Annotated in this window: 26 protein-coding genes; 17 read left to right on the top strand and 9 right to left on the bottom strand. The window is 72.6% G+C overall.

Going from position 1 to position 25,530, the window contains the following annotated elements; all coding sequences use genetic code 11:
* Positions 1-32: 32 nt before the first annotated feature.
* Entirely contained in the window at positions 33-668 is a 636-nt protein-coding gene (locus ACF1GV_RS14085; protein WP_391680162.1) for a TetR/AcrR family transcriptional regulator, read from the top strand.
* Between the two features lie 82 nt (positions 669-750).
* Here ACF1GV_RS14085 and ACF1GV_RS14080 read toward each other — a convergent pair whose 3' ends face one another.
* Entirely contained in the window at positions 751-1,668 is a 918-nt protein-coding gene (locus ACF1GV_RS14080) for an aminoglycoside phosphotransferase family protein (RefSeq protein ID WP_391680160.1), read from the bottom strand.
* 229 nt (positions 1,669-1,897) lie between these two features.
* On the opposite strand from ACF1GV_RS14080, the gene ACF1GV_RS14075 reads away from it, so the two are divergent.
* On the top strand, positions 1,898-2,641 hold the full coding sequence (locus ACF1GV_RS14075; RefSeq protein WP_391680158.1) for a 2OG-Fe dioxygenase family protein: 744 nt from the start codon (positions 1,898-1,900) through the stop codon (positions 2,639-2,641).
* Positions 2,642-2,814: 173 nt separating this feature from the next.
* Positions 2,815-3,432, top strand: a complete 618-nt coding sequence (locus ACF1GV_RS14070; RefSeq protein WP_391680157.1) for a LysE family translocator — start codon at positions 2,815-2,817, stop codon at positions 3,430-3,432.
* A 67-nt stretch (positions 3,433-3,499) separates the two neighbouring features.
* Here the strand turns inward: ACF1GV_RS14070 and ACF1GV_RS14065 are convergent, their stop codons facing one another.
* The gene (locus ACF1GV_RS14065) at positions 3,500-3,997 is read right to left on the bottom strand and encodes a YbaK/EbsC family protein (RefSeq protein WP_391680155.1); all 498 of its coding nucleotides are present in this window, start codon (positions 3,995-3,997) and stop codon (positions 3,500-3,502) included.
* A gap of 255 nt (positions 3,998-4,252) precedes the next feature.
* Here ACF1GV_RS14065 and ACF1GV_RS14060 point away from each other — a divergent pair, with 255 nt between their 5' ends.
* From ACF1GV_RS14060 to ACF1GV_RS14050, 3 genes are all read left to right on the top strand, one after another.
* Entirely contained in the window at positions 4,253-5,695 is a 1,443-nt protein-coding gene (locus ACF1GV_RS14060) for a DUF2252 domain-containing protein (RefSeq protein ID WP_391680437.1), read from the top strand.
* Between the two features lie 156 nt (positions 5,696-5,851).
* On the top strand, positions 5,852-6,658 hold the full coding sequence (locus ACF1GV_RS14055) for a hypothetical protein (RefSeq protein WP_391680154.1): 807 nt from the start codon (positions 5,852-5,854) through the stop codon (positions 6,656-6,658).
* Positions 6,659-6,690: 32 nt separating this feature from the next.
* Positions 6,691-7,038 (top strand): rhodanese-like domain-containing protein, encoded by a 348-nt coding sequence (locus tag ACF1GV_RS14050; protein ID WP_363265284.1) that lies wholly within the window; start codon positions 6,691-6,693, stop codon positions 7,036-7,038.
* A gap of 75 nt (positions 7,039-7,113) precedes the next feature.
* Here ACF1GV_RS14050 and ACF1GV_RS14045 read toward each other — a convergent pair whose 3' ends face one another.
* From ACF1GV_RS14045 to paaA, 5 genes are read right to left on the bottom strand one after another with little or no spacing between them, the layout of a single operon-like run.
* Positions 7,114-8,175 carry a 2Fe-2S iron-sulfur cluster-binding protein gene (locus ACF1GV_RS14045; RefSeq protein WP_391680152.1) on the bottom strand — a complete coding sequence of 354 codons (1,062 nt, stop codon included), beginning with the start codon at positions 8,173-8,175 and terminating at the stop codon, positions 7,114-7,116.
* Positions 8,175-8,705 carry a 1,2-phenylacetyl-CoA epoxidase subunit PaaD gene (paaD, locus tag ACF1GV_RS14040; RefSeq protein ID WP_391680151.1) on the bottom strand — a complete coding sequence of 177 codons (531 nt, stop codon included), beginning with the start codon at positions 8,703-8,705 and terminating at the stop codon, positions 8,175-8,177. Before paaD ends, ACF1GV_RS14045 begins: the two co-directional genes overlap by 1 nt.
* On the bottom strand, positions 8,699-9,421 hold the full coding sequence (paaC, locus tag ACF1GV_RS14035) for a 1,2-phenylacetyl-CoA epoxidase subunit PaaC (RefSeq protein ID WP_391680149.1): 723 nt from the start codon (positions 9,419-9,421) through the stop codon (positions 8,699-8,701). The genes paaD and paaC overlap by 7 nt, the downstream gene beginning before the upstream one ends.
* Entirely contained in the window at positions 9,418-9,705 is a 288-nt protein-coding gene (gene paaB / locus ACF1GV_RS14030; protein ID WP_363265280.1) for a 1,2-phenylacetyl-CoA epoxidase subunit PaaB, read from the bottom strand. The genes paaC and paaB overlap by 4 nt, the downstream gene beginning before the upstream one ends.
* Entirely contained in the window at positions 9,702-10,730 is a 1,029-nt protein-coding gene (gene paaA / locus ACF1GV_RS14025; RefSeq protein WP_391680147.1) for a 1,2-phenylacetyl-CoA epoxidase subunit PaaA, read from the bottom strand. Before paaA ends, paaB begins: the two co-directional genes overlap by 4 nt.
* A gap of 411 nt (positions 10,731-11,141) precedes the next feature.
* Here paaA and ACF1GV_RS14020 point away from each other — a divergent pair, with 411 nt between their 5' ends.
* From ACF1GV_RS14020 to ACF1GV_RS14010, 3 genes are read left to right on the top strand one after another with little or no spacing between them, the layout of a single operon-like run.
* The gene (locus tag ACF1GV_RS14020; protein WP_391680145.1) at positions 11,142-12,032 is read left to right on the top strand and encodes a DUF5819 family protein; all 891 of its coding nucleotides are present in this window, start codon (positions 11,142-11,144) and stop codon (positions 12,030-12,032) included.
* Entirely contained in the window at positions 12,029-13,243 is a 1,215-nt protein-coding gene (locus ACF1GV_RS14015; RefSeq protein WP_391680144.1) for an HTTM domain-containing protein, read from the top strand. Before ACF1GV_RS14020 ends, ACF1GV_RS14015 begins: the two co-directional genes overlap by 4 nt.
* Positions 13,240-13,989 (top strand): TrmH family RNA methyltransferase, encoded by a 750-nt coding sequence (locus ACF1GV_RS14010; RefSeq protein WP_391680142.1) that lies wholly within the window; start codon positions 13,240-13,242, stop codon positions 13,987-13,989. Before ACF1GV_RS14015 ends, ACF1GV_RS14010 begins: the two co-directional genes overlap by 4 nt.
* 140 nt (positions 13,990-14,129) lie before the next feature.
* Here the strand turns inward: ACF1GV_RS14010 and paaN are convergent, their stop codons facing one another.
* Complete coding sequence (gene paaN, locus ACF1GV_RS14005) at positions 14,130-15,824, bottom strand: phenylacetic acid degradation protein PaaN (protein ID WP_391680141.1); 1,695 nt, start codon at positions 15,822-15,824, stop codon at positions 14,130-14,132.
* A gap of 159 nt (positions 15,825-15,983) precedes the next feature.
* Here paaN and ACF1GV_RS14000 point away from each other — a divergent pair, with 159 nt between their 5' ends.
* The 3 genes from ACF1GV_RS14000 to ACF1GV_RS13990 all read left to right on the top strand — a co-directional run bounded on the left by ACF1GV_RS14000 (position 15,984) and on the right by ACF1GV_RS13990 (position 18,561).
* Entirely contained in the window at positions 15,984-17,501 is a 1,518-nt protein-coding gene (locus ACF1GV_RS14000; protein WP_391680140.1) for a 3-hydroxyacyl-CoA dehydrogenase, read from the top strand.
* A gap of 28 nt (positions 17,502-17,529) precedes the next feature.
* Positions 17,530-18,120, top strand: a complete 591-nt coding sequence (locus ACF1GV_RS13995) for a TetR/AcrR family transcriptional regulator (protein WP_391680139.1) — start codon at positions 17,530-17,532, stop codon at positions 18,118-18,120.
* 90 nt (positions 18,121-18,210) lie between these two features.
* On the top strand, positions 18,211-18,561 hold the full coding sequence (locus tag ACF1GV_RS13990; RefSeq protein WP_391680137.1) for a hypothetical protein: 351 nt from the start codon (positions 18,211-18,213) through the stop codon (positions 18,559-18,561).
* 35 nt (positions 18,562-18,596) lie between these two features.
* Here the strand turns inward: ACF1GV_RS13990 and ACF1GV_RS13985 are convergent, their stop codons facing one another.
* A complete protein-coding gene (locus ACF1GV_RS13985) occupies positions 18,597-19,133 on the bottom strand; it encodes an Lrp/AsnC family transcriptional regulator (RefSeq protein ID WP_391680136.1) in 537 nt (178 codons plus the stop codon).
* A gap of 171 nt (positions 19,134-19,304) precedes the next feature.
* On the opposite strand from ACF1GV_RS13985, the gene pdhA reads away from it, so the two are divergent.
* The 5 genes from pdhA (at position 19,305) to ACF1GV_RS13960 (ending at position 25,475) form a co-directional block, all read left to right on the top strand.
* Positions 19,305-20,453, top strand: coding sequence for a pyruvate dehydrogenase (acetyl-transferring) E1 component subunit alpha (gene pdhA, locus ACF1GV_RS13980; protein ID WP_391680134.1), 1,149 nt, complete (start codon positions 19,305-19,307; stop codon positions 20,451-20,453).
* Complete coding sequence (locus ACF1GV_RS13975) at positions 20,450-21,457, top strand: alpha-ketoacid dehydrogenase subunit beta (RefSeq protein WP_391680132.1); 1,008 nt, start codon at positions 20,450-20,452, stop codon at positions 21,455-21,457. Before pdhA ends, ACF1GV_RS13975 begins: the two co-directional genes overlap by 4 nt.
* The gene (locus ACF1GV_RS13970) at positions 21,457-23,010 is read left to right on the top strand and encodes a dihydrolipoamide acetyltransferase family protein (protein WP_391680130.1); all 1,554 of its coding nucleotides are present in this window, start codon (positions 21,457-21,459) and stop codon (positions 23,008-23,010) included. The genes ACF1GV_RS13975 and ACF1GV_RS13970 overlap by 1 nt, the downstream gene beginning before the upstream one ends.
* Before the next feature lie 129 nt (positions 23,011-23,139).
* Positions 23,140-24,066, top strand: coding sequence for an NTP transferase domain-containing protein (locus ACF1GV_RS13965; RefSeq protein ID WP_391680129.1), 927 nt, complete (start codon positions 23,140-23,142; stop codon positions 24,064-24,066).
* Positions 24,063-25,475, top strand: coding sequence for a molybdopterin molybdotransferase MoeA (locus ACF1GV_RS13960; RefSeq protein WP_391680128.1), 1,413 nt, complete (start codon positions 24,063-24,065; stop codon positions 25,473-25,475). The genes ACF1GV_RS13965 and ACF1GV_RS13960 overlap by 4 nt, the downstream gene beginning before the upstream one ends.
* Positions 25,476-25,530 lie beyond the last annotated feature (55 nt).

Raw genomic sequence — 25,530 nt, 5'->3', positions numbered from 1 at the left:
TTTGACGTCGCGTGTCGTGGAAACTGGGTTCCATGCCGAACGCGTCAAACACCCGTGGTGCCTCCCGGGACCCGCGCGCCCGCAAGACGAGGGCGCAGCTGCGTGACGCCGTCCTTGCCCTGTCGGCCGAACGGGACCTCGACACGGTCACGATGGCCGACATCGCCGAGCGGGCCGAGGTCAACCGGGCGACCGTGTACCTGCACTACAAGGACCGGGACGACCTGCTCCTCGACGCCACGGACAGCACCATGAGCGGCATCGTGGACGCCGTGCGCGCCTGCCGGCCGGCCGCGGCAGCGGGCCTGGGCACGTCCGAGCAGGACCCCGTGCCCGGGCACCTGCGCAACCTCTTCGCCCACGTCGACCGGCACAGGCCGCTGTACGCCCGCATGCTGGGCGAGGACGGCAGCTCCCGGTTCTCCGTGCGTCTTCAGCGCCGGCTCGCCCAGGCCTGGTTCGAGCAGCTCACCGCCGACGCCGGTGCCGAGACCGGGCCGGGCGCACACGCTGATCTCCTGGTACGCGCTCATTACGTCAGCGGAGGCCTGGTCGCGCTCATCGCGCACTGGGCGCAGGGCGAGTTCGACGCCCCCGGGCAGGACGAGGAGGCCGCCGTCGACCAGCTCTCGCAGCTGGCCTGGGCCTTGATCCGGGGACAGTCGTGACGCCGCCCGCCCCTGACGCGCGCGTACTCGCCGATGCGCCGTACGGTGCCGGCTTTCGTACGGTCTCGTGCGCCGTACGGTCTCAGCGGCTGTCCAGGATCTGGTGCAGGGTGTAGCGGGCGTTGGCGGAGATGACCGGGTTGGTGTGCCGGTAGTACGGCAGTTGGATCACCGCCATGGACAGGGCCCAGCCGCGGCCCCGCGTCCAGGTGGCGTCGTCGATGCCGGCACCGTCGCGGAAGACGAGGCGGCTTGTGGGCGTGAGCAGGTTCCACGCCGGGATGAGGTCGACGGCCGGGTCGCCCACGCCGGCCGTACCGAAGTCGAGGACTCCGGTCAGCCGGCCGCCGGCGCCCAGCAGATTGCTCGGCATGAGGTCGGAGTGGGTCCAGCACGGCTCAGCCGTCCAGTCCGGCGCCTGAAGCGCGGTGTCCCAGGCGGCGAGAAGCGCGTCCGCGTCGAAGGGCTCGTCCGTGCGGCGCAGTTCCCCGATCGCCGCGCGGGTCTCGGCGTCGACCGTGCGCAGCGGGGCGCCCCGGTAGGCCGGGGGGCCGTCGTCGAGGCCGGACGCTTCGGACCGACCGGCCCGGCGCAGGGTGGTGACGAAGACCGCGAGGTCGTGGGCCAGGTCGTCGGACGCCTCGCCTTCGCGGAGGACCTCGCCGTCCAGCCAGCGGTGGATCGCCCAGCGATGGGGGTAGCCCTCGGCGGGCTCGCCCAGGGCGACGACCTCGGGGATCGGGGCGGGCAGCAGCGGGGCCAGCCGCGGCAGCCAGCGCGCCTCGTCGTCGAGACTCTCGGCGCCGCCCTCGAGGAGCGGCAACCGGACGGTCAGCTCACCGCCCAGGCGGTAGATCGCGTTGACCGTCCCGCCGGAGGCGAGGCGGGTGATCGGCAGGTCTGCCCATCCGGGGAACTGGGCGCGCAGGAGGCGGCGGACGAGGGCGGGGTCGGTGGCCGCTTCGCCGTCGTGCATCTTCGTCTTCTCCGGGGTCGTCATCACCCCTGTTCCTACACCGCCGGGGTGTTCCCCGTCACCGGAATTTCGCGGCCGTCGGGCGGGTGGAAAAGTGACTCGAGTATTTCGTCAAGCCGCAAAACTCGGCCAATGGCTGAAAAGAGCTGACGGGACGAACCGAGTGTAAACAGTTCCTTGATTTCGTTGACACGCGTGCGCGCCGCGCCTCATGATCTACGGCGGTATCGATCATGAAGGCCCAGGGGGAAAAATGTCTTCGCAATACCACGCCGCAATCGAGGAACTCTGCGATTCGCTCTCCGCGAAAAGCTACGACCTGCTTTCCGGAGCCAAGGTCGCGGATCTCCTGCGTGGGCGCTCCGAAAACGCGCTGGACGATCTGGAGGACTTCCGCGAGAGCTGGAACCGTATGCCGCTCGACGCCTACATGGCCGACGGCGGCCGTTACCGGCGTCGCCGGCACGCCACGCTGAGCGCCCCGAAGGGCGCCGCCGAGTACCGGGTCGAGGCGCACCAGCCGCACTACCAGACGCTGGACTTCAACAACCTCAACGGGGGCGTCGCCCGCCACTACGAGCCGTTCGAGGACGCCGTCCTGAAGGGCTCGACCATGGACAGCCTGGTCACCCTGGGCTGCGACATCTTCGGCCGGCTCGCGCCCTACTCCGCGTGGCACATCGAGGCGCACCAGTTCCGCATCGAGGTCGACGGGGAGGAGATCGGCAAGCCCACCCCGGAGGGCGTCCACCGGGACGGCGTCACCTTCGTGCTGATGGCCATGATCGACCGGTCCAACGCGGGCGGCGGCGAGAGCACCATCTTCAACCTGGAGCAGGAGCCGCTGGAGAAGTTCACCCTCACCGACCCGCTGGACCTCGCGCTGGTCAACGACGAGCGCGTCTTCCACGGGGTGTCGCCGATCCAGCAGCTCGATCCGGGCCGGCCCGCCTCCCGTGACGTGCTGGTGATCACCTACCGTCACAAGGCCGCCTGACGTCGGTGCTCGGGGCGCCCGCGGTTCGGCCGCGGGCGCCCTCGTGCAAGTCCTGCCGGTCCGGTGCGGGTCGACAGCCCGTGCCGGTCGAGAGTCGGTCCGGTGCGGGCCGAGAGCCGGTCCGGTGCCGGTCGAGAGCCGGTCCGGTGCCGGTCGAGTGAGAAAACGGGAACATGGGTCAGATCGTCGCCGTGGCAGTCATCACCGTGCTGGCTGTCATCAGCCCCGGCGCGGACTTCGCGATGACCGTACGCAACAGTTATCTCTACGGTCGCCGCGCGGGAATTCTCGCGGCGGCGGGAATTTCGCTCGGCGTCCTCGTCCACGTCACCTACACGATGGTCGGCGTGGGACTGCTCGTCTCGCGGACGCCGCTGCTTTTCACGGTGATGAAACTGGTCGGTGCGGCCTACTTGGTGTTCATCGGCTACAAGACGTTTGTCGCCAAGGCCCAGTTGCACATCGATCTGTCCGCCGACGGCACGCTGTCCCCGGCCGGGGCGCTGCGGACCGGATTCCTGACGAACGCGCTGAACCCCAAGACCATGCTGTTCGTGCTCAGCACCTACACGCAGGTCGTCAGCGCCGACACCCCGGTCGCCCAGCAGATCGGATACGGCTTGTTCATGTCGGTGGCGCACCTGGTGTGGTTCGCCCTGGTCGCGCTGCTCTTCTCACAGCAGGACCTGCGCGCCCGGCTGCTGCGACGGCAGGCCGTGCTGAACAAGGTGATCGGGAGCGTGCTGGTGGGACTTGGGGTGGTGCTGGCGCTGACGCCGGCGGTCCAGTGAGCGGTGACGCCGTCGGTCTCGTGAGGGAGCGTCCCCCTGCGCTGTGTGGCGTTGGTGACCGGGACCGTCAGTCCTGAGTGCCCTGGGAGATCGGCTCGAGGCGGGGCTCGGCGATCGAGCGGTAGTCCGTGGTCGACAGGGCCAGGGAGCGGTCGAGGCGGGCGGCGTTGAAGAAGAACTCCGGGTGGGCCAGCAGCGCCGTGTCGACGATCAGCTCCAGCCGCTCGTCGAAGGAGAACGGCAGGATGGTCCCGCTCTGCGACCCGGCCAGCTCCTCGGCGATCTCCGGGGAGGCGAAGGAGGCGTACGTGCCGCCGTACAGCGCCTTGATCGCGGCCAGGTCCACGCGCTTGTCGCCGGGGACGACGGCCAGGGCGAAGCGCTTCTCCTTCTTGCCGATCTTCACCATCACGATGATGCACTTGGCGGCCCGGTCCAGGTCGTGGCCGCGCAGCCGGCTGACCGCCTCGGTGGCGCCCTCGCTCTCGTGCTCGATCACCCGGTAGTCGGCCCCGTGCTCGTCGAGCAGGGCGATCAGCTTGTCGTAGGTGTCGTGCGAGGCCATGGGTTCCCCTCGGGCAAACGGAGGCTGTGTCGGGCGAGTTGACCCTAACGTCCGAGGGGTGACCGAGTTGTCCACAACCGCCGAGTGGTCCCCAGGGTCTGACCTGTTTCGGCCACCGGCTGTACGGTCGGCACGCGTTGATGTTCGCGCAGTCGATGTTCGTGCAGCTGTCGTTCGCGCAGTTGATGTCCGGGGGAGGCGGTCGCGGTGACCGAGACCGGTGCGGTGGCGTCCGAGGTGTCGGATGCATCGGGGGTGTCCGCCCAGACCGAGGGGGTGTCCGCCCAGACCGAGGGGGTGGCGACGGCCGCCGTTCGGCGGCTTCCCCGGGTGCGTGGTTTCGCCGAATGGCCCGCGCCGGGGTCGCCGAAGGAGGAGGGCAAGGTGCTGCGCCGCCGGGTGCCGCGCGGGGCACACGCCGAGCTGGATCTCGGCGCCGGCCGCCCGGACGCCGTGGGGGCGGTGGAGGAGTCCAACCGGGGCCGGCTGCCCGAGCTGACGCCGATCCGGGTCGGCCGGATGGCGGCCACGCCGTTCGCGTTCCTGCGCGGATCCGCAGGGCTGATGGCGTACGACCTCGCGCGGACGCCGCTGACCCGGATCACCGCGCAGATCTGCGGGGACGCGCACGCGGCGAACTTCGGTCTGTACGGTGACGCGCGCGGCGGACTGGTCATCGACCTGAACGACTTCGACGAGACCGTGCCGGGCCCCTGGGAGTGGGACCTGAAGCGGCTCGCCGCCTCACTGGTGCTGGCCGGGCGCGAAGCCGGCGCCGACGAGGACGCCTGCCGCCAGGCCGCGTTCGACGCGGTGGGCGCCTACCGGCGCACCATGCGGCTGCTGGCGAAGCTGCCGGTGCTGGACGCGTGGAACGCCATCGCCGACGAGGAACTGGTCTCCCACACCGACGCCCACGATCTGCTCGGCACGCTGGAGCGGGTCTCGGAGAAGGCGCGGGCCAACACCAGCGGCCGGTTCGCGGCGAAGTCGACGGAGCCGGCCGAGGACGGCGGGCGCCGTTTCGTACCCGCACCGCCCGTCCTGCGGCGGATACCGGACACCGAGGCGGCGGCGGTGGCCGCGTCCCTTGAGTCCTACCTCTCCACCCTCTCCGAGGACCGCCTGCCGCTGCTGGCCCGGCACGCGGTGCACGACGTCGCCTTCCGCGTGGTCGGCACGGGCAGTGTGGGCACGCGGTCGTATGTCGTGCTGCTCCTCGATCACCGGGGCGAGCCGCTCGTGCTGCAGGTCAAGGAGGCCCGGCCGTCCGCGCTGGTGCCGCACCTGGCCGCCGCCGGCTTCGAGGTGCCGGACGTGGACCACGAGGGCCGCCGGGTGGTGCTGGGACAGAAGCGGATGCAGGTCGTCAGCGACATCCTGCTGGGCTGGACGACGGTGGACGGCCGCCCCTTCCAGGTCCGGCAGTTCCGCAACCGCAAGGGCAGCGTCGACCCGGCCGCCCTCGCCGCCGACCAGGTCGACGACTACGGCCGGATGACCGGCGCGCTGCTGGCCCGTGCCCACTCGCACAGTGCCGACCCGCGTCTGATCGCCGGCTACTGCGGCAAGAACGAGGAACTGGACGAGGCGATCGCCACGTTCGCACTCGCCTACGCCGACCGCACCGAGGCGGACCACGCGGACCTGGTGGCGGCGGTCAGGGCGGGAAAGGTCGCTGCGGAGATGGGGGTGTGAGTCGCGGAGGAGGTCGCTGCGGAGATGGGGTGTGCGTCCCGGAGGCGGCTGGATGTGCCGCTGTGACGGTGACCACACGGTGGAGAAGCCGGTCATAAGCGGCACCGAAACCCCTCCTCATCGGCGCGCGCCCGGCGCAGCGCATACGCTGGCCGGGTGACGACCCCGGAAGCTGAGCAGCCGCGGCCCGAGGAGCGGCTGGAGCGGGCCGTGCGGGCCGCCGAGCAGGCGCTGATCGAGTACGAGATCGCGGTGGAGACGTTCCGCGTGGAGGTCGAGAACTTCTCCCGCCTCCACCACCAGCGGCTCGGCCCCATGTACGCCCGCATCGAGGAGCTGGACGCCCGGATCGCCGAGGCACGGGCCGCCCGCACCGGCGATCCCGAGGACCAGCGCCGGGCGCGGGAGCTGCGGGAGCGGCTGGAGCCGATCCCCGGCGTCGAGGACCTGATGCACGGCTGGATGGACGACTCCGGGCTGTTCCCGGAGGCGGCGGCGATGCTCACCGAGCAGCAGGTACGGTCGCCGCAGCGGGTGCGGCCCAGCGAGGAGGCTCGCCGGCTCTACCGGGAGCTGGCCCGCAAGGCCCACCCCGACCTGGCCCAGGAGGAGGGCGAGCGGGTCCGGCGCGAGGAGTTCATCACCCGGGTCAACGCCGCCTACGCCCGTGGCGACGAGGCCGAGCTGCGGGAGCTGGCGGCGGAGTGGGCGGCCGGCCCGGTGCCGCCGGAGCGCCGGCCCAGCCCCAGCGAGGAGCTGTACGCCCGCCTGGAGTGGCTCTCCCAGCGCAAGGAGCTGCTCACGGTGTTGCAGCGGGAGTTGGAGGAGAGCGCGATCGGCTCCATGCTGCGTCTCGCCCCGGACGACCCCGACCAGCTGCTCGTGGAGATCGCCGAGCAGCTGCGGACCGACATCACCGCCCGTGAGACGGAACTGGCGACGCTGGTCGGGCAGCAGCCGTAGGACCGTCGGCCGCGTCCGGTAGCGTCGGGTGCATGAGTTTCGGAGCTGGTGTTCCCACGGTCGAGGTCAAGGACGTCAAGGACGGCGACTTCCTGCTGGACGTCCGTGAGCACGACGAATGGCAGGCGGGCCACGCCGAGGGCGCCCTGCACATCCCGATCAGCGAGTTCGTGGCCCGCTACGGCGAGCTGACCGAGGCCGCGCCGCAGGACGGCCGCGTCCATGTGATCTGCCGCTCGGGCGGCCGGTCCGCCCAGGTCACGATGTACCTGGCCCAGCAGGGCATCGACGCGGTCAACGTCGACGGCGGCATGCAGGTGTGGGCCGCGGCGGGCCGCCCCGTGATCACCGACGAGGGCAAGCCCGGCCACGTCCTGTAGAGGTCGTCGCCCCGACAGGGCTCGCAGAGGGCGCCGTCCCGTTGGAGTCGCCGTCCTGCGGGAGCCGGTGCTGCCTCAGCGGTCGAAGTCCAGCTCCACCCGTTCCGTCACCGGATGCGACTGGCAGGCGAGGACGTAGCCGGCCTCCGTCTCCTCCGGCTCCAGAGCGAAGTTGTGGTCCATGCGCACCTCGCCGGAGACCAGGAAGGCCCGGCACGTCCCGCACACGCCGCCCTTGCAGGCGTAGGGCGCGTCGGGCCGGTTGCGCAGCACCGCCTCCAGCAGCGTCTCGCCCTCGCGCACCGGCCAGGTGCCGCCGCGTCCGTCGAGGCGGGCGGTGACCGCGCTGTGCGCCGGTGCGCCGGCGGCCGACGTGGGGGAGGCCGGATCCACGTGGAAGATCTCCTCGTGGATCCGGGCCCGGGCCACGCCCAGCTCGCGCAGCGCCCGCTCCGCCTGCTGCACCAGCCCGAACGGCCCGCACAGGAACCACCCCGCGACGTCACCGACCGGCAGCAGAGCCGGCAGCAGCCCGGTCAGCCGCTCCTGGTCGAGCCGTCCGGACGGCAGCCCCGCCTGCTGCTCCTCCCGGGACAGCACGGTCACCAGCTGCAGCCGGTCCGGGTAGCGGTCCTTCAGGTCGGCGACCTCCTCGAGGAACATCGTCGAGGCGGACGTCCGGTCGCTGCGCACCAGGCAGAAGCGGGCCTGCGGCTCGCGCGCCAGCACGGTGGCCGCGATCGACAGCACCGGGGTGATGCCGCTGCCGCCCACGATCGCCGCGTACAGCCCGGGCGCCGGGTCGAGGGTGAAGCGCCCCGCCGGGGTCATCACCTCCACCTCGTCCCCGATGTTGATCTCCTTCAGCGCGTACGTGGAGAACGCCCCGCCCTCCACCAGCCGCACCCCTATCCGCAGCGTGCGCGGGCCGGGCCCGTCCGGCGCGGGCGCCGGGGAGCAGATGGAGTACGTGCGGCGTATCTCGGCGCCGTCGGCCACCCGGCGCAGGGCGAGGTGCTGCCCCGCCGCGTGCCGGAACTCCTCGCGCAGCTCCTCGGGGACGGTGAAGGTCAGCGCGACGGAGTCGTCGGTGAGCCGGTCGACCTCGGCCACGGGGAGCCGGTGGAAGCGGGCCATCACAACTCCTTGAAGTGGTCGAAGGGTTCACGGCAGACGAGGCAGCGGCGCAGCGCCTTGCACGCGGTGGAGGAGAAGCGGCTGAGCAACTCGGTGTCGGCGGAACCGCAGTGGGGGCAGCGCACCGGGTCCGCTTCCTCGCCGTCATGGGTGCGCGTGGGGCCCAGCGTGACGGTGACCGCTCCCGCATCCCGCCGCACGCGCGGCGGCGCGATGCCGAACTCCCGCAGTTTGCGCCGTCCTTCGTCGCTGATGTCGTCCGTGGACCAGGCCGGCGAAAGCACCGTGCGGACGGTGACCTCGCGCACGCCGTGCGCGTGCAGCGCCCGCTCTATGTCGCTGCTCATGGCCTCCAGCGCCGGACAGCCCGTGTACGTCGGGGTCAGCTCGACCTCGACCGCGTCCGCGCCGTGAACCCGTACCGCCCGTACGACCCCCAGCTCCTCCAGGGTGAGCACGGGCAGCTCGGGGTCGGGCACCGCGCCGGCGATCTTGAACAGTTCCGCTTCGAGCGGGGTGGTCGTCACCATGACGCCCCCGGGTGGCTGCGGTGCAGATGCTGCATCTCGGCGAGCATCCGCCCGAACGACTCGGTGTGCAGTCCCTGCCGGCCCGCTCCGGCCGTCCACGCCCCGGACTGCGGGCCCTCGGGCAGGGTCAGGGTCGCGCGCGCGAGGACCTCTTCGACCGAGGCCAGCCAGCCTTCGCGCAGTGCCTCCCGGTCGACGCCGTCCAGGCCTTCGACCGGCTGGAACATCTCGCCGGTGAACCGCCACAGCGTCTCGCAGGCGCGCTGCATACGCGTGCGGCTCTCCTCGGTGCCGTCACCGAGGCGCAGCGTCCACTGCTCGGCGTGGTCACGGTGGTAGGCGGTCTCCTTCACCGCCTTGGCGGCGAGCGGGGCGAACGGGCCGTTGGAGGTGGCCAGTTGGCCGTACAGCAGGTGCTGGTAGGTGGAGAAGTACAGCTGCCGGGCGATGGTGTGCGCGAAGTCGCCGTTGGGCTGCTCCACCAGCTGCAGATTGGTGAAGGCGCGCTCCTCGCGCAGATAGGCCAGCTCGTCCTCGTCGCCGGCCATCGACAGCAGCACCCGGGCCTGGCCGAGCAGGTCGAGGGCGATGTTGGCGAGGGCGACCTCCTCCTCCAGGACGGGCGCGTGCCCCATCCACTCCCCGAGGCGGTGGGAGAGCACCAGCGCGTCGTCACCCAGCGCGAGAGCCGCCGTGGCGGGAACCGTGGTGGTCACAGGTGCTTCACCCCCTCCGGGATCTCGTAGAAGGTCGGATGCCGGTAGGGCTTGTCGGCGGACGGCTCGAAGAACGGGTCCTTCTCGTCGGGCGAGGACGCGGTGATCGACACCGAGGGCACCACCCAGATGGACACGCCCTCGCCACGCCGGGTGTACAGATCGCGGGCGTTGCGCAGGGCCAGTTCCGCGTCGGGTGCGTGCAGACTGCCGGCGTGGGTGTGGGCGAGGCCGCGGCGCGAGCGCACGAAAACCTCCCACAGTGGCCAGTCGGTGTTCGTCATGCCTGCTCCGCTCCCCTGATTCCGGTGTGCGTTCCGGCGCTGTTGCCGGTGTGCTTCGCCGCGTGGGCCGCGGCCGCCTCGCGCACCCACGCGCCCTCCTCATGGGCGCGTCGGCGCTGCGTGATGCGCTGTTCGTTGCACGGGCCGTTGCCCTTGAGGACGTTCCGGAACTCCGACCAGTCGATCGGTCCGAAGTCGTAGTGGCCCCGCTCCTCGTTCCACGTCAGCTCCGGGTCCGGGAGCGTCAGGCCGAGGCTCTCGGCCTGCGGGACGCAGATGTCGACGAAGCGCTGGCGCAGCTCGTCGTTGGAGTGGCGCTTGATCTTCCAGGCCATCGACTGGGCCGAGTGCGCCGACTCGTCGTCGGGCGGGCCGAACATCATCAGCGAAGGCCACCACCAGCGGTTCACCGCGTCCTGCGCCATCGTGTGCTGCTCCGGCGTGCCCTTGCTGAGGGTGAGCAGCAGCTCGTAGCCCTGGCGCTGGTGGAAGGACTCCTCCTTGCAGATGCGGACCATCGCCCGCGCGTACGGTCCGTAGGAGCAGCGGCACAGCGGAACCTGGTTGGTGATCGCGGCGCCGTCCACCAGCCAGCCGATCGCGCCGACGTCGGCCCAGGTCAGCGTCGGGTAGTTGAAGATCGACGAGTACTTCTGCCGACCGGTGTGCAGCTTGTCGAGCAGCTCGTCACGGCCGGTGCCGAGCGTCTCGGCCGCGCTGTAGAGATACAGCCCGTGGCCGGCTTCGTCCTGGACCTTGGCCATCAGGATCGCCTTGCGGCGCAGCGAGGGCGCGCGCGTGATCCAGTTGGCCTCCGGCTGCATGCCGATGATCTCGGAGTGCGCGTGTTGCGCGATCTGCCGGACCAGCGTCGCGCGGTAGGCGTCCGGCATCCAGTCGCGCGGTTCGATGCGCTCGTCGGCGGCCACGGCGGCGTCGAAGGCGCGCTCGTACGCGGCCTCGGCGCCGTCCTGGGCGCCGGACGCTGCGGTGCGGCTCGTCTCGTGCGCGGCTGCTGTCGCCATGCGGTCCCCCTCGACCTTGAGTGCTGACCCGGCTTGCTCCCGACCGATCGTTCGGTCCGTGCGATTCCATGGTGGGACGGGCGTCGTAAGGTGTCAACCGCTGTGGACAACCTCCGGCCCACCCTGTGGAAAACCCTCGGGCCCGCGGCGAGCCCGGCGCGGGTGGAGCGAGCCGGGCGCGCGTGGCACGGGTGGAGCGAGCTGACACCGCTGGAGCAGGCTGACCGCCGCGGGGACCTCCGTCTGCGCCCTGCGGGTGGGACCGCCGTGCGGGGTGGGGCTGTGCGGGGTCGGTGGGGCTGAGTACCGTTCCGTGCGGGCGTGGCGCGGCCGTCTCGCCGCAGGCGCCGGGGCAGGGGCCGTCGGGCGGGCACAGCAGGGCCGGACATCAGGACATCGAAACGGGGCGGAATGGACGCGTACGGCGGTAACGAGGCGTACGGCGGTGGCGCGAGCGCACCACCAGGATCGGACGACCGCCCGGTGGACCGGGAGCGGCCGCCCGTGCCGCAGGCGCCACGGACCGACGGCACGCAGACGCCCGCTGGCGGGACGGCCGATGCCGGGGTGACCGACGCCGGGACGGCCGACGCCGGGATGACCGACGCCGGGCCGGCCGACGCCGGGCCGGCCGACGCACCCCCCGCACTCGCGCGCACCGGTGTCGCCGCGCTCTCCCCCCGCTACCAGGTCGGGGCCGCGCTGGCGCTCGCCGTCGTCGCGGTGGCGGTGTGTGTGCAGATAGGCATGGTGTTCCTGCACGTCGCGCCCGCCAACACGGTCAGCCGCAAACACGGCACGGCGGTCGACGAGTGGATCTACCCGGAGTTCGAGCAGAACTGGAAGCTGTTCGCGCCGAACCCGCTGCAGCAGAACATCGCCGTCGAGGCCCGCGCCGAGATCCGCACCGCGGGCGGCGAGCTGCGCACCACCGGCTGGTACGGGCTGTCCGCGCAGGACGGCCGGGCCATCGAGCACAATCCGCTGCCCAGCCACACCCAGCAGAACGAGCTGCGCCGCGCCTGGGACTTCTTCACCGCCAGCCACACCGCCGACAACCGCCCCGTGGGGCTGCGCGGCACGCTTGCCGAGACGTATCTGCGCCGTATCGCGCTGCTGCGCCTGGAGCGGTCCGGCGCGGCCGGTGCGGGCGGCACGATCGAGCGGGTGCAGTTCCGCTCCCGTACCACCGCCGTGGCCCCGCCCCGGTGGAGCAGCGAGAAGGTCTCCCAGGAGCCGGCGTTCCGGGTGCTGCCCTGGTGGACGGTGGCGCAGGACGACACCCCCGGAGGTGCCCGGTGAACCGCCTCGCCCTGTCGGTCTCGCGCGCAATCGCCCGCGTCACCGAGGCCGCCCACGGCCCGTACCAGACCGCGCTCATCCGGATCGGCTTCGCCTCCACCTGGCTGCTGTTCCTGCTGCGGGAGTTCCCGCACCGCGCCGAGCTGTACGGCCCCGACGGCCCGTGGAGCTGGGACCTGGCCCACCAGCTGATCGGCACCAACGGCGCCTTCACCGTGCTGATGTGGTCCGACAGCCGGATCTGGTTCGAGATCGTCTACGTCCTGGCCGTGGTCGCCTCGGCGCTGCTGGCCCTCGGCTGGCGCACCCGGACCATGTCCCTGCTGTTCATGGTCGGCGTGCTGTCGCTGCAGAACCGCAGCGTCTTCATGGGCGACGGTGGCGACAACGTGCTGCACCTGATGTCGATCTACCTCGTGTTCACGCGCTGCGGCCAGGTGTGGTCGCTGGACGCACGCCGCGAGCGGCGGGCCGAGCGGGCACCCGCGCGTGGCGAGCGGGTGGCGGACAAGGTGGGGCCCGTGCTGTGGGCGGTGCTCGGTGTGGTGCTGGTCATGGCGACCGCGGGCGGCCGGTTCGGCTCCCAGGAATGGGAGATTCCGGCACTGTTGTGGGCGGCCTGGCTGGCACACGGCCTGCGGTGGCTCGTCGGGGTTCGCTCGCGCGGCGGCGAACCGCGCGTCCTGCTCGACGTGATCGCCAACCTGCTGCACAACGGCGCGGTGGTGGTGATCATGGCCGAGGCATGCCTGATCTATGCCACGGCCGGCTGGTACAAGATCCAGGGCTCGCGCTGGCAGGACGGCACCGCCGTCTACTACCCGCTGCACCTGGACTACTTCACGCCCTGGCCGTGGCTCGCCGATCTGATGTCCTCCAGCGGCCTGATCATGCTGATCGTGACCTATGGGACCGTGATCGTGCAGGTCGCCTTCCCGTTCACCCTGTTCAACCGGCGGGTGAAGAACGTGCTGCTGGCCGCCATGATGGCCGAGCACGCCGTGATCGCCGTCGTGCTCGGGCTGCCCTTCTTCTCGCTCGCGATGATCGTCGCGGACTCGGTCTTCCTGCCCACGTCGTTCCTGCGCCGGCTGGGCAAGACGGCGGCACACGCGCGTGGCCGTGTGTTCGGGCGCGGGGCAAGCGCGGAGCTGCCCGGGCCGCGCACCCCGGGGGCCACGGAGCAGACGCACGTAGGCTCTACGGCATGACCGACCCTGTGGCCGTCTGGCGGCGCCTCGCCGACTCGGCGGTGCTGCTCGACGGCTTCCACGCCCTCAAGCACGCCGTGCGCTTCGGCGCCGAGGTCCCGATCGCGGTCACCACCGACCGCGGCGCCGCGCTCGCCCTCTCCGACGAGCTCGCCCCGGACGTGCGGGAGGCGCTTCAGGAACTGCTGACCGAGGTGCCCGAGTCGACGTACGCCTCCCTGGTGCCGCGCCCGCACCCCACGGCCGTGGCCGCCCTGGCCGTACGGCCCGCGCGACAGGCGCAGCTGCGGACGCTGGCCCGCCTGCCGCGAGAGGCGCCGGTGGTCGTGCTGGACAACCCGCGCAACCTGGGCAACGCCGGGGCAGTGATCCGGCTGGCCGCCGGGTTCGGGGCGACCGGCGTGGTCACCACCGGCACCCTGGACCCCTGGCATCCCACGGTGGTGCGCGGCGGCGCGGGGCTGCACTTCGCGACCGCCGTGGAGCGGCTGGACGTCGAGGAACTGCCGCCCGGTCCGGTGTTCGCGCTGGACCCGGAGGGCGAGGACATCCGGGGCGTGAAGCTCCCCGACGACGCCGTCCTCGCCTTCGGCTCGGAGCGCAGCGGGCTGTCCGTCGCCCTGCGCGCGCGTGCGGACCATCTACTGGCGCTGCCGATGCGCCCCCAGGTCTCCAGTTACAACCTGGCCACGAGCGTGGCCATGACGCTGTACCACTGGAGCGCCACCGGGGGCGCACCCCGCTAGGGCTGCGAACCGCTTCCAGGGACGCACCCCGCTGGGCCTGCGCCCAGCATCCAGGGGCAACACGGCGCCAGGGCTGCGCCCGCATTCAGGGGCGCACCCCGGCCAGGGCTGCGCCCCGTCCCCGGGCCCACTCGCCGGGCCTACGCCTCCCGGCGCACCTCGACCACGCGGAAGCGGTTCGCGACGAACGCCCCGTCGGTCAGCGCGGCGTTGGCCGCCGGGTTGCCGCCCGAGCCGTGGAAGTCGGAGAAGGCCGCCGTCTGGTTCACGTACACCCCGCCGGTGAGGTTGAACGACAGCTGTGCGGCCTCCTCCAGGCAGACCTCCTCGATCTGCTGCGCGGCCTCGCTGTCCGTGGTGTACGCCCCGACGGTCATCGCGCCCTTTTCACGGACCGTGCGCCGCAGCAGTTCCACGGCGTCGGTGAGCGAGTCGACGGCGACGGCGAAGGAGACCGGTCCGAAGCACTCGCTCATGTAGGCGGCCTCGGCGTCCGGCTTGGCACCGTCCAGCTTGACGATCACCGGGGTGCGCACGACCGCGTCGGGGAAGTCCGGGTTGGTGATCTCACGCGAGGCGAGGGCGACCTCACCGAGGCCGGCCGCGGCCTCCAGCCGGGCCTTGACGTCGGGGTTGACGATCGCGCCGAGCAGGGCGTTCGCACGCGCGTCGTCGCCGAGCAGGCCGTCCACCGCCTGTGCGAGGTCGGCGACCACCTCGTCGTAGGACTTGGGGCCCGCGTCGGTGTGGATGCCGTCGCGCGGGATGAGCAGGTTCTGCGGGGTCGTGCACATCTGGCCGCTGTACAGGGACAGCGAGAACGCCAGGTTGGCGAGCATCCCCTTGTAGGTGTCCGTGGAGTGGACGATCACCGTGTTGACGCCGGCCTTCTCGGTGTAGACCTGCGCCTGGCGGGCGTGAGCCTCCAGCCAGTCGCCGAAGGACGTCGAGCCGGTGTAGTCGATGATCCGGATCTCCGGGCGCGTGGCGAGGGCCTTGGCGATGCCCTCGCCGGGCCGCTCGGCGGCCAGCGCCACCAGGTTGGCGTCGAAGCCGGCCTCGGTGAGCACCTGGCGCGCGATCTGCACGGTGAGCGCCAGCGGCAGCACCGCGCGCGGGTGAGGCTTGACCAGCACGGCGTTGCCGGTGGCCAGGGACGCGAACAGGCCCGGGTAGCCGTTCCACGTCGGGAAGGTGTTGCAACCGATGACCAGGCCGATGCCGCGCGGGATCGGAGTGAACTCCTTGGTGAGGGTCAGCGGGTCGCGCTTGCCCTGCGGCTTGGACCACTCGGCGGCCTCGGGCGTGCGCGTCTGCTCCGTGTACGCGTAGGCCACCGCCTCCAGGCCGCGGTCCTGGGCGTGCGGGCCGCCCGCCTGGAACGCCATCATGAACGCCTGGCCGGAGGTGTGCATGACCGCGTGCGCGAACTCGTGCGTCCGGTCGCTGATCCGCTTGAGGATCTCCACGCAGACCGCCGCGCGCAGCTGCGGGCCCGCGTCCCGCCAGGCGCGCTGCCCGGCCTTCATCGCGGGCAGCAGCACGTCGAGGTCCGCGTGCGGGTACGTCACGCCCAGCTCGATGCCGTACGGGGAGACCTCCCCGCCGACCCAGTCGTCGGTGCCGGGCTGGTCCAGGTCGAGGCGGCCGCCCAGGAGGGCGTCGAAGGCGGCCTTGCCCGCCGCCGCGTCCAGGCTGCCGTGCTCCTCGCCGTAGGCCTTGGGGTGCTCGGGGTGCGGGGACCAGTACGCGCGCGTGCGGATGGCCTCGAGCGCCTGGTCGAGGGTGGGCCGGTGCCTGGCGATCAGGTCGTGCGCGGTCAGTTCGGCGGCCATGCGGGACCAACTCCTGTCTCGAGAACTCTTCGTCGAGTTCATGACCTGGGCGAAACCATGGGCGGGAACAGCAGGACAGAGTTAGAGTAACCGAACGATCGGTCGGGACAAGGGGGCCTGCCGCATCTGTGGAAAACCCCGTGCGGGAGGATCGCGCACATGACAGCACTCGACCTCAGCAGCCCCGTGGCCGTCGTCGGCACCGGCACCATGGGCCAGGGCATCGCCCAGGTCGCGCTGGTCGCGGGCCACCCCGTGCGGCTGTACGACGCCGCGCCGGGACGCGCCCGTCACGCGGCCGAAGCGATCGGCGCCCGCCTCGACCGGCTCGTCGAGAAGGACCGCCTCACCGCCGCCGACCGCGACGCGGCCCGCGCCCGGCTCACGCCCGCCGACACCCTCGACGACCTCGCCGACTGCGCGCTCGTCGTCGAGGCGGTCCTGGAGCGGCTGGAGGTCAAACAGCAGCTCTTCGGGGACCTGGAGGACATCGTCGGCGAGGACTGTCTGCTCGCCACCAACACCTCCTCCCTGTCGGTCACCGCGATCGGCGGCGCCCTGCGCCAGCCCGGCCGCCTCGTCGGCCTGCACTTCTTCAACCCCGCGCCGCTGCTGCCGCTGGTCGAGGTCGTCTCCGGGCACGCCACCGACGTCACCTCCGCCACGCGCGCGTACGAGACCGCCCGGGCCTGGGGCAAGACGCCGGTCGCCTGCGCCGACACCCCCGGCTTCATCGTCAACCGCATCGCGCGGCCCTTCTACGCCGAGGCGTTCGCCGTCCTGGAGTACCAGGGCGCCGACCCGGCCACCATCGACGCCGTGCTGCGCGAGTCGGGCGGCTTCAAGATGGGGGCCTTCGAGCTGACCGACCTGATCGGGCAGGACGTCAACGAGTCGGTCACGCAGTCGGTGTGGCAGTCCTTCTTCCAGGACGTGCGCTTCACCCCCTCCCTCGCCCAGCGGCGCCTGGTGGAGTCCGGCCGGCTCGGCCGCAAGAGCGGCCAGGGCTGGTACGACTACCGGGAGGGCGCCGAGCGGCCCGAGCCGCACACCGCCGAGCCCCACAAGGCGCCCGCCTACGTCGTCGCCGAGGGCGACCTGGGACCGGCCTCCGAGCTGCTCGCACTGATCCGCGAGGCGGGCATCCAGGTCCGCGAGGAGGACGAGGACAACGGCACGCGCCTGGTGCTGCCCAGCGGCGGCCAGCTCGCCCTCGCCGACGGCCAGACCTCCGTGGAGTTCCGCGACGTCGTCTACTTCGACCTCGCCCTGGACTACCGCAGGGCGAGCCGCATCGCCCTGTCCGCCTCCCAGGACACCTCCGCCCAGACCCTCGCCGAGGCGACCGGGCTCTTCCAGGCGCTCGGCAAGAAGGTCAGCGTCATCGGCGACGTCCCCGGCATGATCGTCGCCCGCACGGTCGCCCGGATCGTCGACCTGGCGCACGACGCCGTCGCCAAGGGCGTCGCCACCGAGGAGGACATCGACACCGCGATGCGCCTCGGCGTCAACTACCCCCTCGGCCCCTTCGAATGGAGCCGCAGGCTGGGCCGCCACTGGGCCTACGCCCTCCTCGACGACCTGCACCTGCGCGACCCGTCGGGCCGCTACGCCCCGTCCCTCGCGCTCTACCGGCACGCGCACGCCTCCGACAAGCGCGAGGGGACCTCGTCATGACCGCCTGCCAGAAGCGGAAGGGCACCCCGTGACCACCGTCAAGCGCGACACGTACACCCCGGAGACGCTGCTGTCCGTGGCCGTGCGCGTCTTCAACGAACGCGGCTACGACGGCACCTCCATGGAGCATCTGTCCAAAGCGGCCGGCATCTCCAAGTCGTCGATCTACCACCACGTCACCAGCAAGGAGGAGTTGCTGCGGCGTGCGGTGAGCCGGGCGCTGGACGGGCTGTTCGCGATCCTGGACGAGGAGCACGCGTGCGTGGGGCGCGCCGCGGACCGGCTGGAGTACGTCGTCCGGCGCATGGTCGAGGTGCTCATCGCCGAACTGCCCTACGTGACCCTGCTGCTGCGCGTGCGCGGCAACACCGCCACCGAGCGGTGGGCGCTGGAGCGGCGCCGCGAGTTCGACCACCGGGTCGCCGAACTGCTCAAGGCGGCGGCCGCGGACGGGGACGTGCGCGGCGACGTGGAGGTACGGCTCGCGACCCGGCTGGTCTTCGGGATGATCAACTCCATCGTGGAGTGGTACCGGCCCGACGGTCGCGGCATGAGCGAACGGGAAGTCGCCGAGGCGGTCGTGGTGCTGGTCTTCGGGGGGCTGCGGCAGGCGGAGTGACCGCCGAGGGCGGCAGGTGAGTACGCGCGCGTGCGAGGCGGAGTGCGCAACCCGCTGCCCCAGCCCGACGACGGGTGATGGGATGCCCGCATGCTTCCCGACGACGCGCGAGCGGACGACATCCGGCCGGGCGAGGTGCGACCGGTCGCCCCGCGAGCGCACGCGGCCCATCCGACGTGGTGGAAGGCCCCTCTGCTGGCCTCTGTGGCCGGCCTGCCGTTCCTGGTGCTGGTGCACCGCTCGTTCTGGTCCGAGGACGGGGTGGACGCCTTCAAGGCGGCGTTCTACGTGTCGGCGGGACTGCTCGCGCTGTCCTGGGCGCTGCCGCACCGCCGGTCCCTGAGGACGCCGCGCCTGCTGGCCGCCGGCGCCGGGCTCGGGTGCGTGGGGCTTTTGATGCTGTTCACGCTGCTGGTGAGTGCGGCCATGGCCGGGATCTGACGGCCGTGTGACGGTATGCCGGTGACGCGGGGGCCTCAGCCCTGCGGCTCCAGATCCTCCTCCTCGAACACCAGCAGCGTGCGCGTGCTGAGCACCTCGGGGATCGCCTGGAGCCGGGTGAGCACCACCTCGCGCAGCGCCCGGTTGTCCGGGGTGTGGACGAGCAGCAGGACGTCGAAGTCGCCGCCCACCAGGGCGATGTGGGACGCGCCGGGCAGCTGCCGCAGCTGCTCGCGCACCGTCCGCCAGGAGTTCTGCACGATCTTCAGCGTGATGTACGCGGACGTGCCCTGCCCGGCCCGCTCGTGGTCGACGCGGGCGCCGAAGCCGCGGATGACGCCGTCCTCGACGAGACGGTTGATGCGCGCGTAGGCGTTGGCGCGCGAGACGTGGACCTGCTCGGCGACCGAGCGTATCGAGGCGCGGCCGTCGGCCTGGAGCATCTTCAGGATGTCGTGGTCGATGGCGTCCAGCGGCCGCGCGGGTGGCAGGGAGGCGCCGCCGGCCGGGCTTGCCGGGGCCGACGGGGTCGCCGCGGAGTCCGCGGGATCGGCCATTTGTTCAGATGCCATGTCCCCCCACCTTCCTGCCGTGGACGTACTGCGTTCATCCCAAGCTGTGGAGAACCGTTTGTCCACAGCCTGAGGTCACCCGTAGCCAAAATGTGCCGACGACCGAACAATCGGTAGGTGAGGCGCATCACAGAGGCTGCGCCTACAGCCGCCCCATGAGGAGGTGCCGTCATGACGGTCATGGAGCAGCGAGGCGCGTACAAGCCCTCGCCGCCGCCCGCCTGGCAGCCCCGCACGGACCCCGCGCCGCTGCTGCCCGACACCGAGCCCTACCGGGTCCTCGGCACCGAGGCCGCCGCCAAGGCCGACCCCGCCCTGCTGCGCCGCCTGTACGCACACCTGGTGCGCGGCCGCCGCTACAACGCCCAGGCCACCGCCCTCACCAAGCAGGGCCGGCTCGCCGTCTACCCCTCCAGCACCGGCCAGGAGGCCTGCGAGGTCGCCGCCGCACTCGTGCTGCAGGAGCAGGACTGGCTCTTCCCCAGCTACCGCGACACGCTCGCCGCCGTAGCCCGCGGTGTCGACCCGGTCGAGGCGCTCACCCTGCTGCGCGGCGACTGGCACACCGGCTACGACCCCTTCGAGCACCGCGTGGCCCCCCTGTGCACCCCTCTGGCCACCCAGCTTCCGCACGCCGTGGGTCTCGCGCACGCGGCCCGCCTCAAGGGCGACGACGTGGTCGCCCTCGCCCTGGTCGGCGACGGCGGCACCAGCGAGGGCGACTTCCACGAGGCGCTGAACTTCGCCGCCGTCTGGCAGGCCCCGGTCGTCTTCCTGGTGCAGAACAATGGCTTCGCCATCTCCGTCCCGCTCGCCAAGCAGACCGCCGCGCCCTCCCTGGCCCACAAGGCCGTCGGCTACGGCATGCCCGGCCGCCTCGTCGACGGCAACGACGCGGCCGCCCTGCACGAGGTGCTCTCCGACGCCGTGCGGCACGCGCGTGCCGGGGGCGGCCCCACCCTCGTCGAGGCGATCACCTACCGCATGGACGCCCACACCAACGCCGACGACGCGACCCGCTACCGCGGCGACGGCGAGGTCGAGGCCTGGCGCGCGCACGACCCGATCCAGCTGCTGGAGCACGAGCTGACCGAGCGCGGACTCCTCGACGAGGCCGGCATCGAGGCTGCCCGGCAGGACGCCGAGGCCATGGCCGCCGACCTGCGTGAGCGCATGAACCGCGACCCGCAGCTCGACCCCGCCGACCTGTTCGACCACGTCTTCGCCGAGCCCACACCGCAACTGCGCGAGCAGCGGGCACTGCTGGAGGCCGAGCTGGCGGCCGAGCAGGACGCCGGCCAGGAAGGGACGCACCGATGACGACGACCGTCGCCGTCAAGCCCGCCACCATGGCGCAGGCCCTCACGCGCGCACTGCGCGACGCGATGGCGGCCGATCCCGCCGTGCACGTCATGGGCGAGGACGTCGGCACACTCGGTGGCGTCTTCCGCGTCACCGACGGCCTGGCCAAGGAGTTCGGCGACGACCGCGTCACCGACACGCCGCTCGCCGAGGCCGGCATCCTCGGCACCGCCGTCGGCATGGCCATGTACGGGCTGCGCCCGGTCGTCGAGATGCAGTTCGACGCCTTCGCCTACCCCGCGTTCGAGCAGCTCATCAGCCACGTCGCCCGCACGCGCAACCGCACGCGCGGCAAGATGCCCCTGCCGATCACCATCCGTGTCCCCTACGGCGGCGGCATCGGCGGCGTCGAGCACCACAGCGACTCCTCCGAGGCGTACTACATGGCGACTCCGGGGCTCCATGTCGTCACGCCCGCGACCGTCGCCGACGCCTACGGGCTGCTGCGCGCGGCCATCGCCTCCGACGACCCGGTCGTCTTCCTCGAACCCAAGCGGCTGTACTGGTCGAAGGACTCCTGGAACCCCGAGGAGCCCACGCCCGTGGAGCCGATAGGGCGCGCGGTGGTGCGCCGCCCCGGCAGCAGCGCCACCCTGATCACCTACGGCCCGTCGGTGCCCGTCTGCCTGGAGGCCGCCGAGGCTGCCCGCGCCGAGGGCTGGGACCTCGAGGTCGTCGACCTGCGCTCCCTGGTGCCGTTCGACGACGAGACGGTGTGCGCGTCCGTACGGCGCACCGGGCGCGCGGTCGTCGTCCACGAGTCGGGCGGCTTCGGCGGCCCGGGCGGGGAGATCGCGGCCCGGGTCACCGAGCGTTGCTTCCACCATCTGGAGGCGCCGGTGCTGCGTGTGGCCGGTTTCGACATCCCCTACCCGCCGCCCATGCTGGAGCGGCACCATCTTCCCGGCGTCGACCGGATCCTGGATGCCGTGGCGCGTCTGCAGTGGGAGGCCGAGGGCTGATGGCACAGGTGCTGGAGTTCAAGCTTCCCGACCTCGGGGAGGGGCTCACCGAGGCGGAGATCGTGCGCTGGCTGGTCCAGGTCGGTGACGTCGTCGCCGTCGACCAGCCCGTCGTCGAGGTCGAGACCGCCAAGGCGATGGTCGAGGTGCCCTGCCCCTACGGCGGTGTGGTCACCGCCCGCTTCGGCGAGGAGGGAGAGGAACTGCCCGTCGGGGCGCCCCTGCTGACGGTGGCCGTGGGCGCCCCCGCCTCCGGGGGCGAGAGCGAAGACGTGCACGCCGGGGCCGCCCGGCCCGCCACCGCCGAGGGTTCGCGGGCGGGCACCGGAAACGCCGAGGGTTCGGGCAACGTCCTCGTCGGCTACGGCACCGGCGCGCCACCCGCCCGCCGTCGCCGGGTACGGCCGACCGGGCTCACCGTGCCGGGCACGCCGGGCGGCGCTTCCGCGCCGGGGCGCGGCACGCCGGGACCCGACCGGGCGTCCGGGGCGACGCGGCCGGAGCCGGGCTCGGCGGGCTTCCGGGAGCCGGGGATCGTCCAGCCCGACACCGCGCACACCGGGGGCGTCGCAGCCGGCTCCCACCCCAAGGGCCCCGTGCCCGTCATCTCCCCGCTGGTGCGACGGCTCGCCCGGGACAACGGCCTGGACCTGCGGGAACTGCACGGTTCCGGACCCGACGGGCTGATCCTGCGCGCGGACGTCGAGTACGCGCTGCGGGCCGCGGCAGCGCAGCCGAGCCGTTCGGTCGCCGAGCCGTCCGTGCGCAGGACGAGCGCGTCCGACGGTGCCCCGGCGCCGGCCACGCCCGCCTCATCCGGGGTCTCGTCCGCGCCCGCCTCCCGGGTCTCGTCCGCGCCCGTCGGCGGCATCCGTACGCCCCTCAAGGGCATCCGCGGGGCCGTCGCCGACAAGCTGTCCCGCAGCCGCCGGGAGATCCCCGACGCCACCTGCTGGGTGGACGCCGACGCGACCGAGCTGATGCGGGCGCGCGCCGCGATGAACGCCGCCGGCGGGCCGAAGATCTCCCTGATCGCCCTGCTGGCCCGTATCTGCACCGCAGCCCTCGCCCGCTTCCCCGAGCTGAACTCCACGGTCGACACCGAGGCCAGGGAGGTCGTCCAGCTCGACCAGGTGCACCTGGGGTTCGCCGCACAGACCGACCGCGGGCTGGTCGTGCCCGTCGTCCGGGACGCCCACGCCCGCGACGCCGAGTCGCTCACCGCGGAGTTCGCCCGGCTGACCGAGTCGGCCCGGACCGGGACGCTCACGCCCGCGGAACTGACCGGCGGCACCTTCACGCTGAACAACTACGGCGTGTTCGGCGTCGACGGATCCACGCCGATCATCAACCACCCCGAGGCGGCCATGCTCGGTGTCGGCCGCATCGTGCCCAAGCCGTGGGTCCACGAGGGCGAACTGGCGGTCCGCCAGGTCGTGCAGCTCTCGCTCACCTTCGATCACCGGGTGTGCGACGGTGGCACGGCGGGCGGCTTCCTGCGGCACGTCGCCGACTGCGTGGAACAACCGGCGGTGCTGCTGCGCACCCTGTGAGGACGACAGAGCGGCCGGGGCTCAGGGAACTCAGGGCTCCGGCCGAGGCGCGACGGCCACGGGCGTCCGCTGCGACCGCTGTGGTGCTCCCGCGTTCCCTGTGATCGCGGCGGCGCGCATACTCGGGGGGTGACCGCCTACGAGTCCTCCGGCCCCGGCGACGGCTTCGCCCCGGACAGCTACGACGCCGTCGTCCTGGCCGGTGGCGCCGCCCGGCGGCTCGGCGGCGCCGACAAACCCGGGGTACGGGTGGGCGGGCGCGCGCTGCTCGACCGCGTCCTCGCGGCCTGCGCCGACGCCCGCACCACCGTGGTGGTCGCCGACCCCCGGCCCACCGCCCGCCCGGTCACCTGGGCGCGTGAGGAACCGCCCGGCGGCGGACCGCTCGCCGCCCTCGGCGCCGGACTGCGGCACACCGCCGCCGACCGGGTCCTGCTCCTCTCCGCAGACCTTCCCTTCCTCGACCGGCACACCGTCGCCCGGCTGCTCGCCGCCCTGCGTGCGACCAGCGTCGACGGCGTACTGCTCAGCGACCCCGGTGGCCGGGACCAGCCGCTCGTCGCCGCCTACCGCACCGGCAGCCTGCGCCGCGCCCTCACGCTTGTCGGCACCGAGCACGGCGGCCTCACCGGCCTGCCCCTGCGGCGGCTCACCGCTCTTCTCGACCTCACCCGCATCACCGACCCGGTCGCGTCCTTCGACTGCGACACCTGGGACGACATCGCCACCGCCAGAGCACGCATCAGGGAGCATGGGCACGTGTTGGATGAATGGATCTCCACGGTCAAGGACGAGCTGGGCATCGACCTCGACGTCGACACCGGCGTCCTGCTCGACCTCGCCCGCGACGCGGCCCACGGTGTGGCCCGGCCCGCGGCCCCGCTGACCACCTTCCTCGTCGGCTACGCCGCCGCCCGCGCCGGAGGCGGCCCGCAGGCCGTAGCCGACGCCGCCCACAAGGCCGCGGCTCTCGCCCAGCGCTGGGCCGGCGAGGGCGGCGACAAGCCCGACGTGGCCCCCGACGCCACGCCCGACACCCGCCCGGACGCCGGATGACCGCCGGCCGCATCCGGGACGAGCAGGACGCCGACGAGCTCGACGTCGAGGAGGCGCTCGCCCTGGTCAAGGACCGGCCCCAGCCCGACCGGCCCCGCCCGGACCGGGCCGGCCACACGTGCGGCGCCGGCGACCACGTCCCCGCACCCGCCTCCGGGCCCGAGCCCCCCGACCGGCATGGCCACGCCGACCCGCACGCCCGTCACAAGGCCACCCCCTGGCCCGATGCCCGGGCGATCGCCGCCCGCGCCGGACGGCGGCGCGACCCCCGCGCGGCGAACGTCTCCGTGTCCCTGGCCGACGCCCTCGGCCTCAGCCTGGCCGCCCCGCTCACCGCACTCACCGACCTTCCGTCCTTCGACACCTCGGCGATGGACGGCTGGGCGGTCGCCGGGCCGGGCCCCTGGGACGTCCGCGAGACCGGTGTGCTCGCGGGGCACGGCGAACCCGCACCGCTCGTCGACGGCGAGGCCGTCGGCATCGCCACCGGCGCACGCGTCCCCGCGGGCACCACCGCTGTGCTGCGCAGCGAACACGGCCGCACCGATGACAAGGGCCGGCTGCACGCCACCCGGGAGATGGTCACCGGCCAGGACATCCGCCCACGCGGCCAGGAGTGCCGCAGCGGTGACCAGCTGCTGTCCGCCGGTGCCCTCGTGACCCCGGCGGTGCTCGGCCTGGCGGCCGCCGCCGGATACGACACCCTCACGGCCCTACGCCGGCCGCGCGTCGACCTGCTCGTCCTCGGGGACGAACTGCTCACCGAAGGGCTGCCGCACGACGGACTGATCCGCGACGCCCTCGGTCCGCTGCTGCCGCCGTGGCTGCGCGCGCTCGGCGCCGACGTCACCGCCGTCCGGCGGCTCGGGGACGACGCCGAGGCCCTGCACACCGCCGTCACCACGTCGGAGGCCGACGTGATCGTCACCACCGGTGGCACCGCCGCGGGCCCCGTCGACCACGTCCACCCCACGCTGAGCCGTATCGGCGCCGAGCTGCTGGTCGACGGCGTCAAGGTGCGTCCCGGACACCCGATGCTGCTCGCCCGTCTCCAGGACGGCCGGCATCTCGTCGGGCTGCCCGGCAACCCGCTCGCCGCGGTGTCCGGCCTGCTCACGCTCGCCGAGCCGTTGCTGCGCGCGCTCGCGGCCCATCCGGTGCCCGAGGGGTACACGCTGCCGCTGCGGGACGCGGTCCACGGACACCCGTACGACACGCGACTCGTCCCTGTCGTCCTGCGCGGCGACCAGGCCGTGCCGCTGCACTACAACGGCCCGGCCATGCTGCGCGGCATCGCGGCGGCGGACGCCCTCGCCGTCGTGCCACCGGGTGGCGCCCAGCAGGGCCAGGAGACCGAGATGCTCGACCTGCCGTGGGCGACGGCGGGAATCGGTGTCTGTTTCACGTGAAACGGTGCCAGACCGGCTGTTTCACGTGAAACGGCGGGCAGTGGTGTGACGTCTC

It is taken from the genome of Streptomyces sp. NPDC014006, from assembly GCF_043088925.1.
Lineage (GTDB): Bacteria > Actinomycetota > Actinomycetes > Streptomycetales > Streptomycetaceae > Streptomyces.
This window is presented reverse-complemented; position numbering and strand designations above follow the sequence as displayed.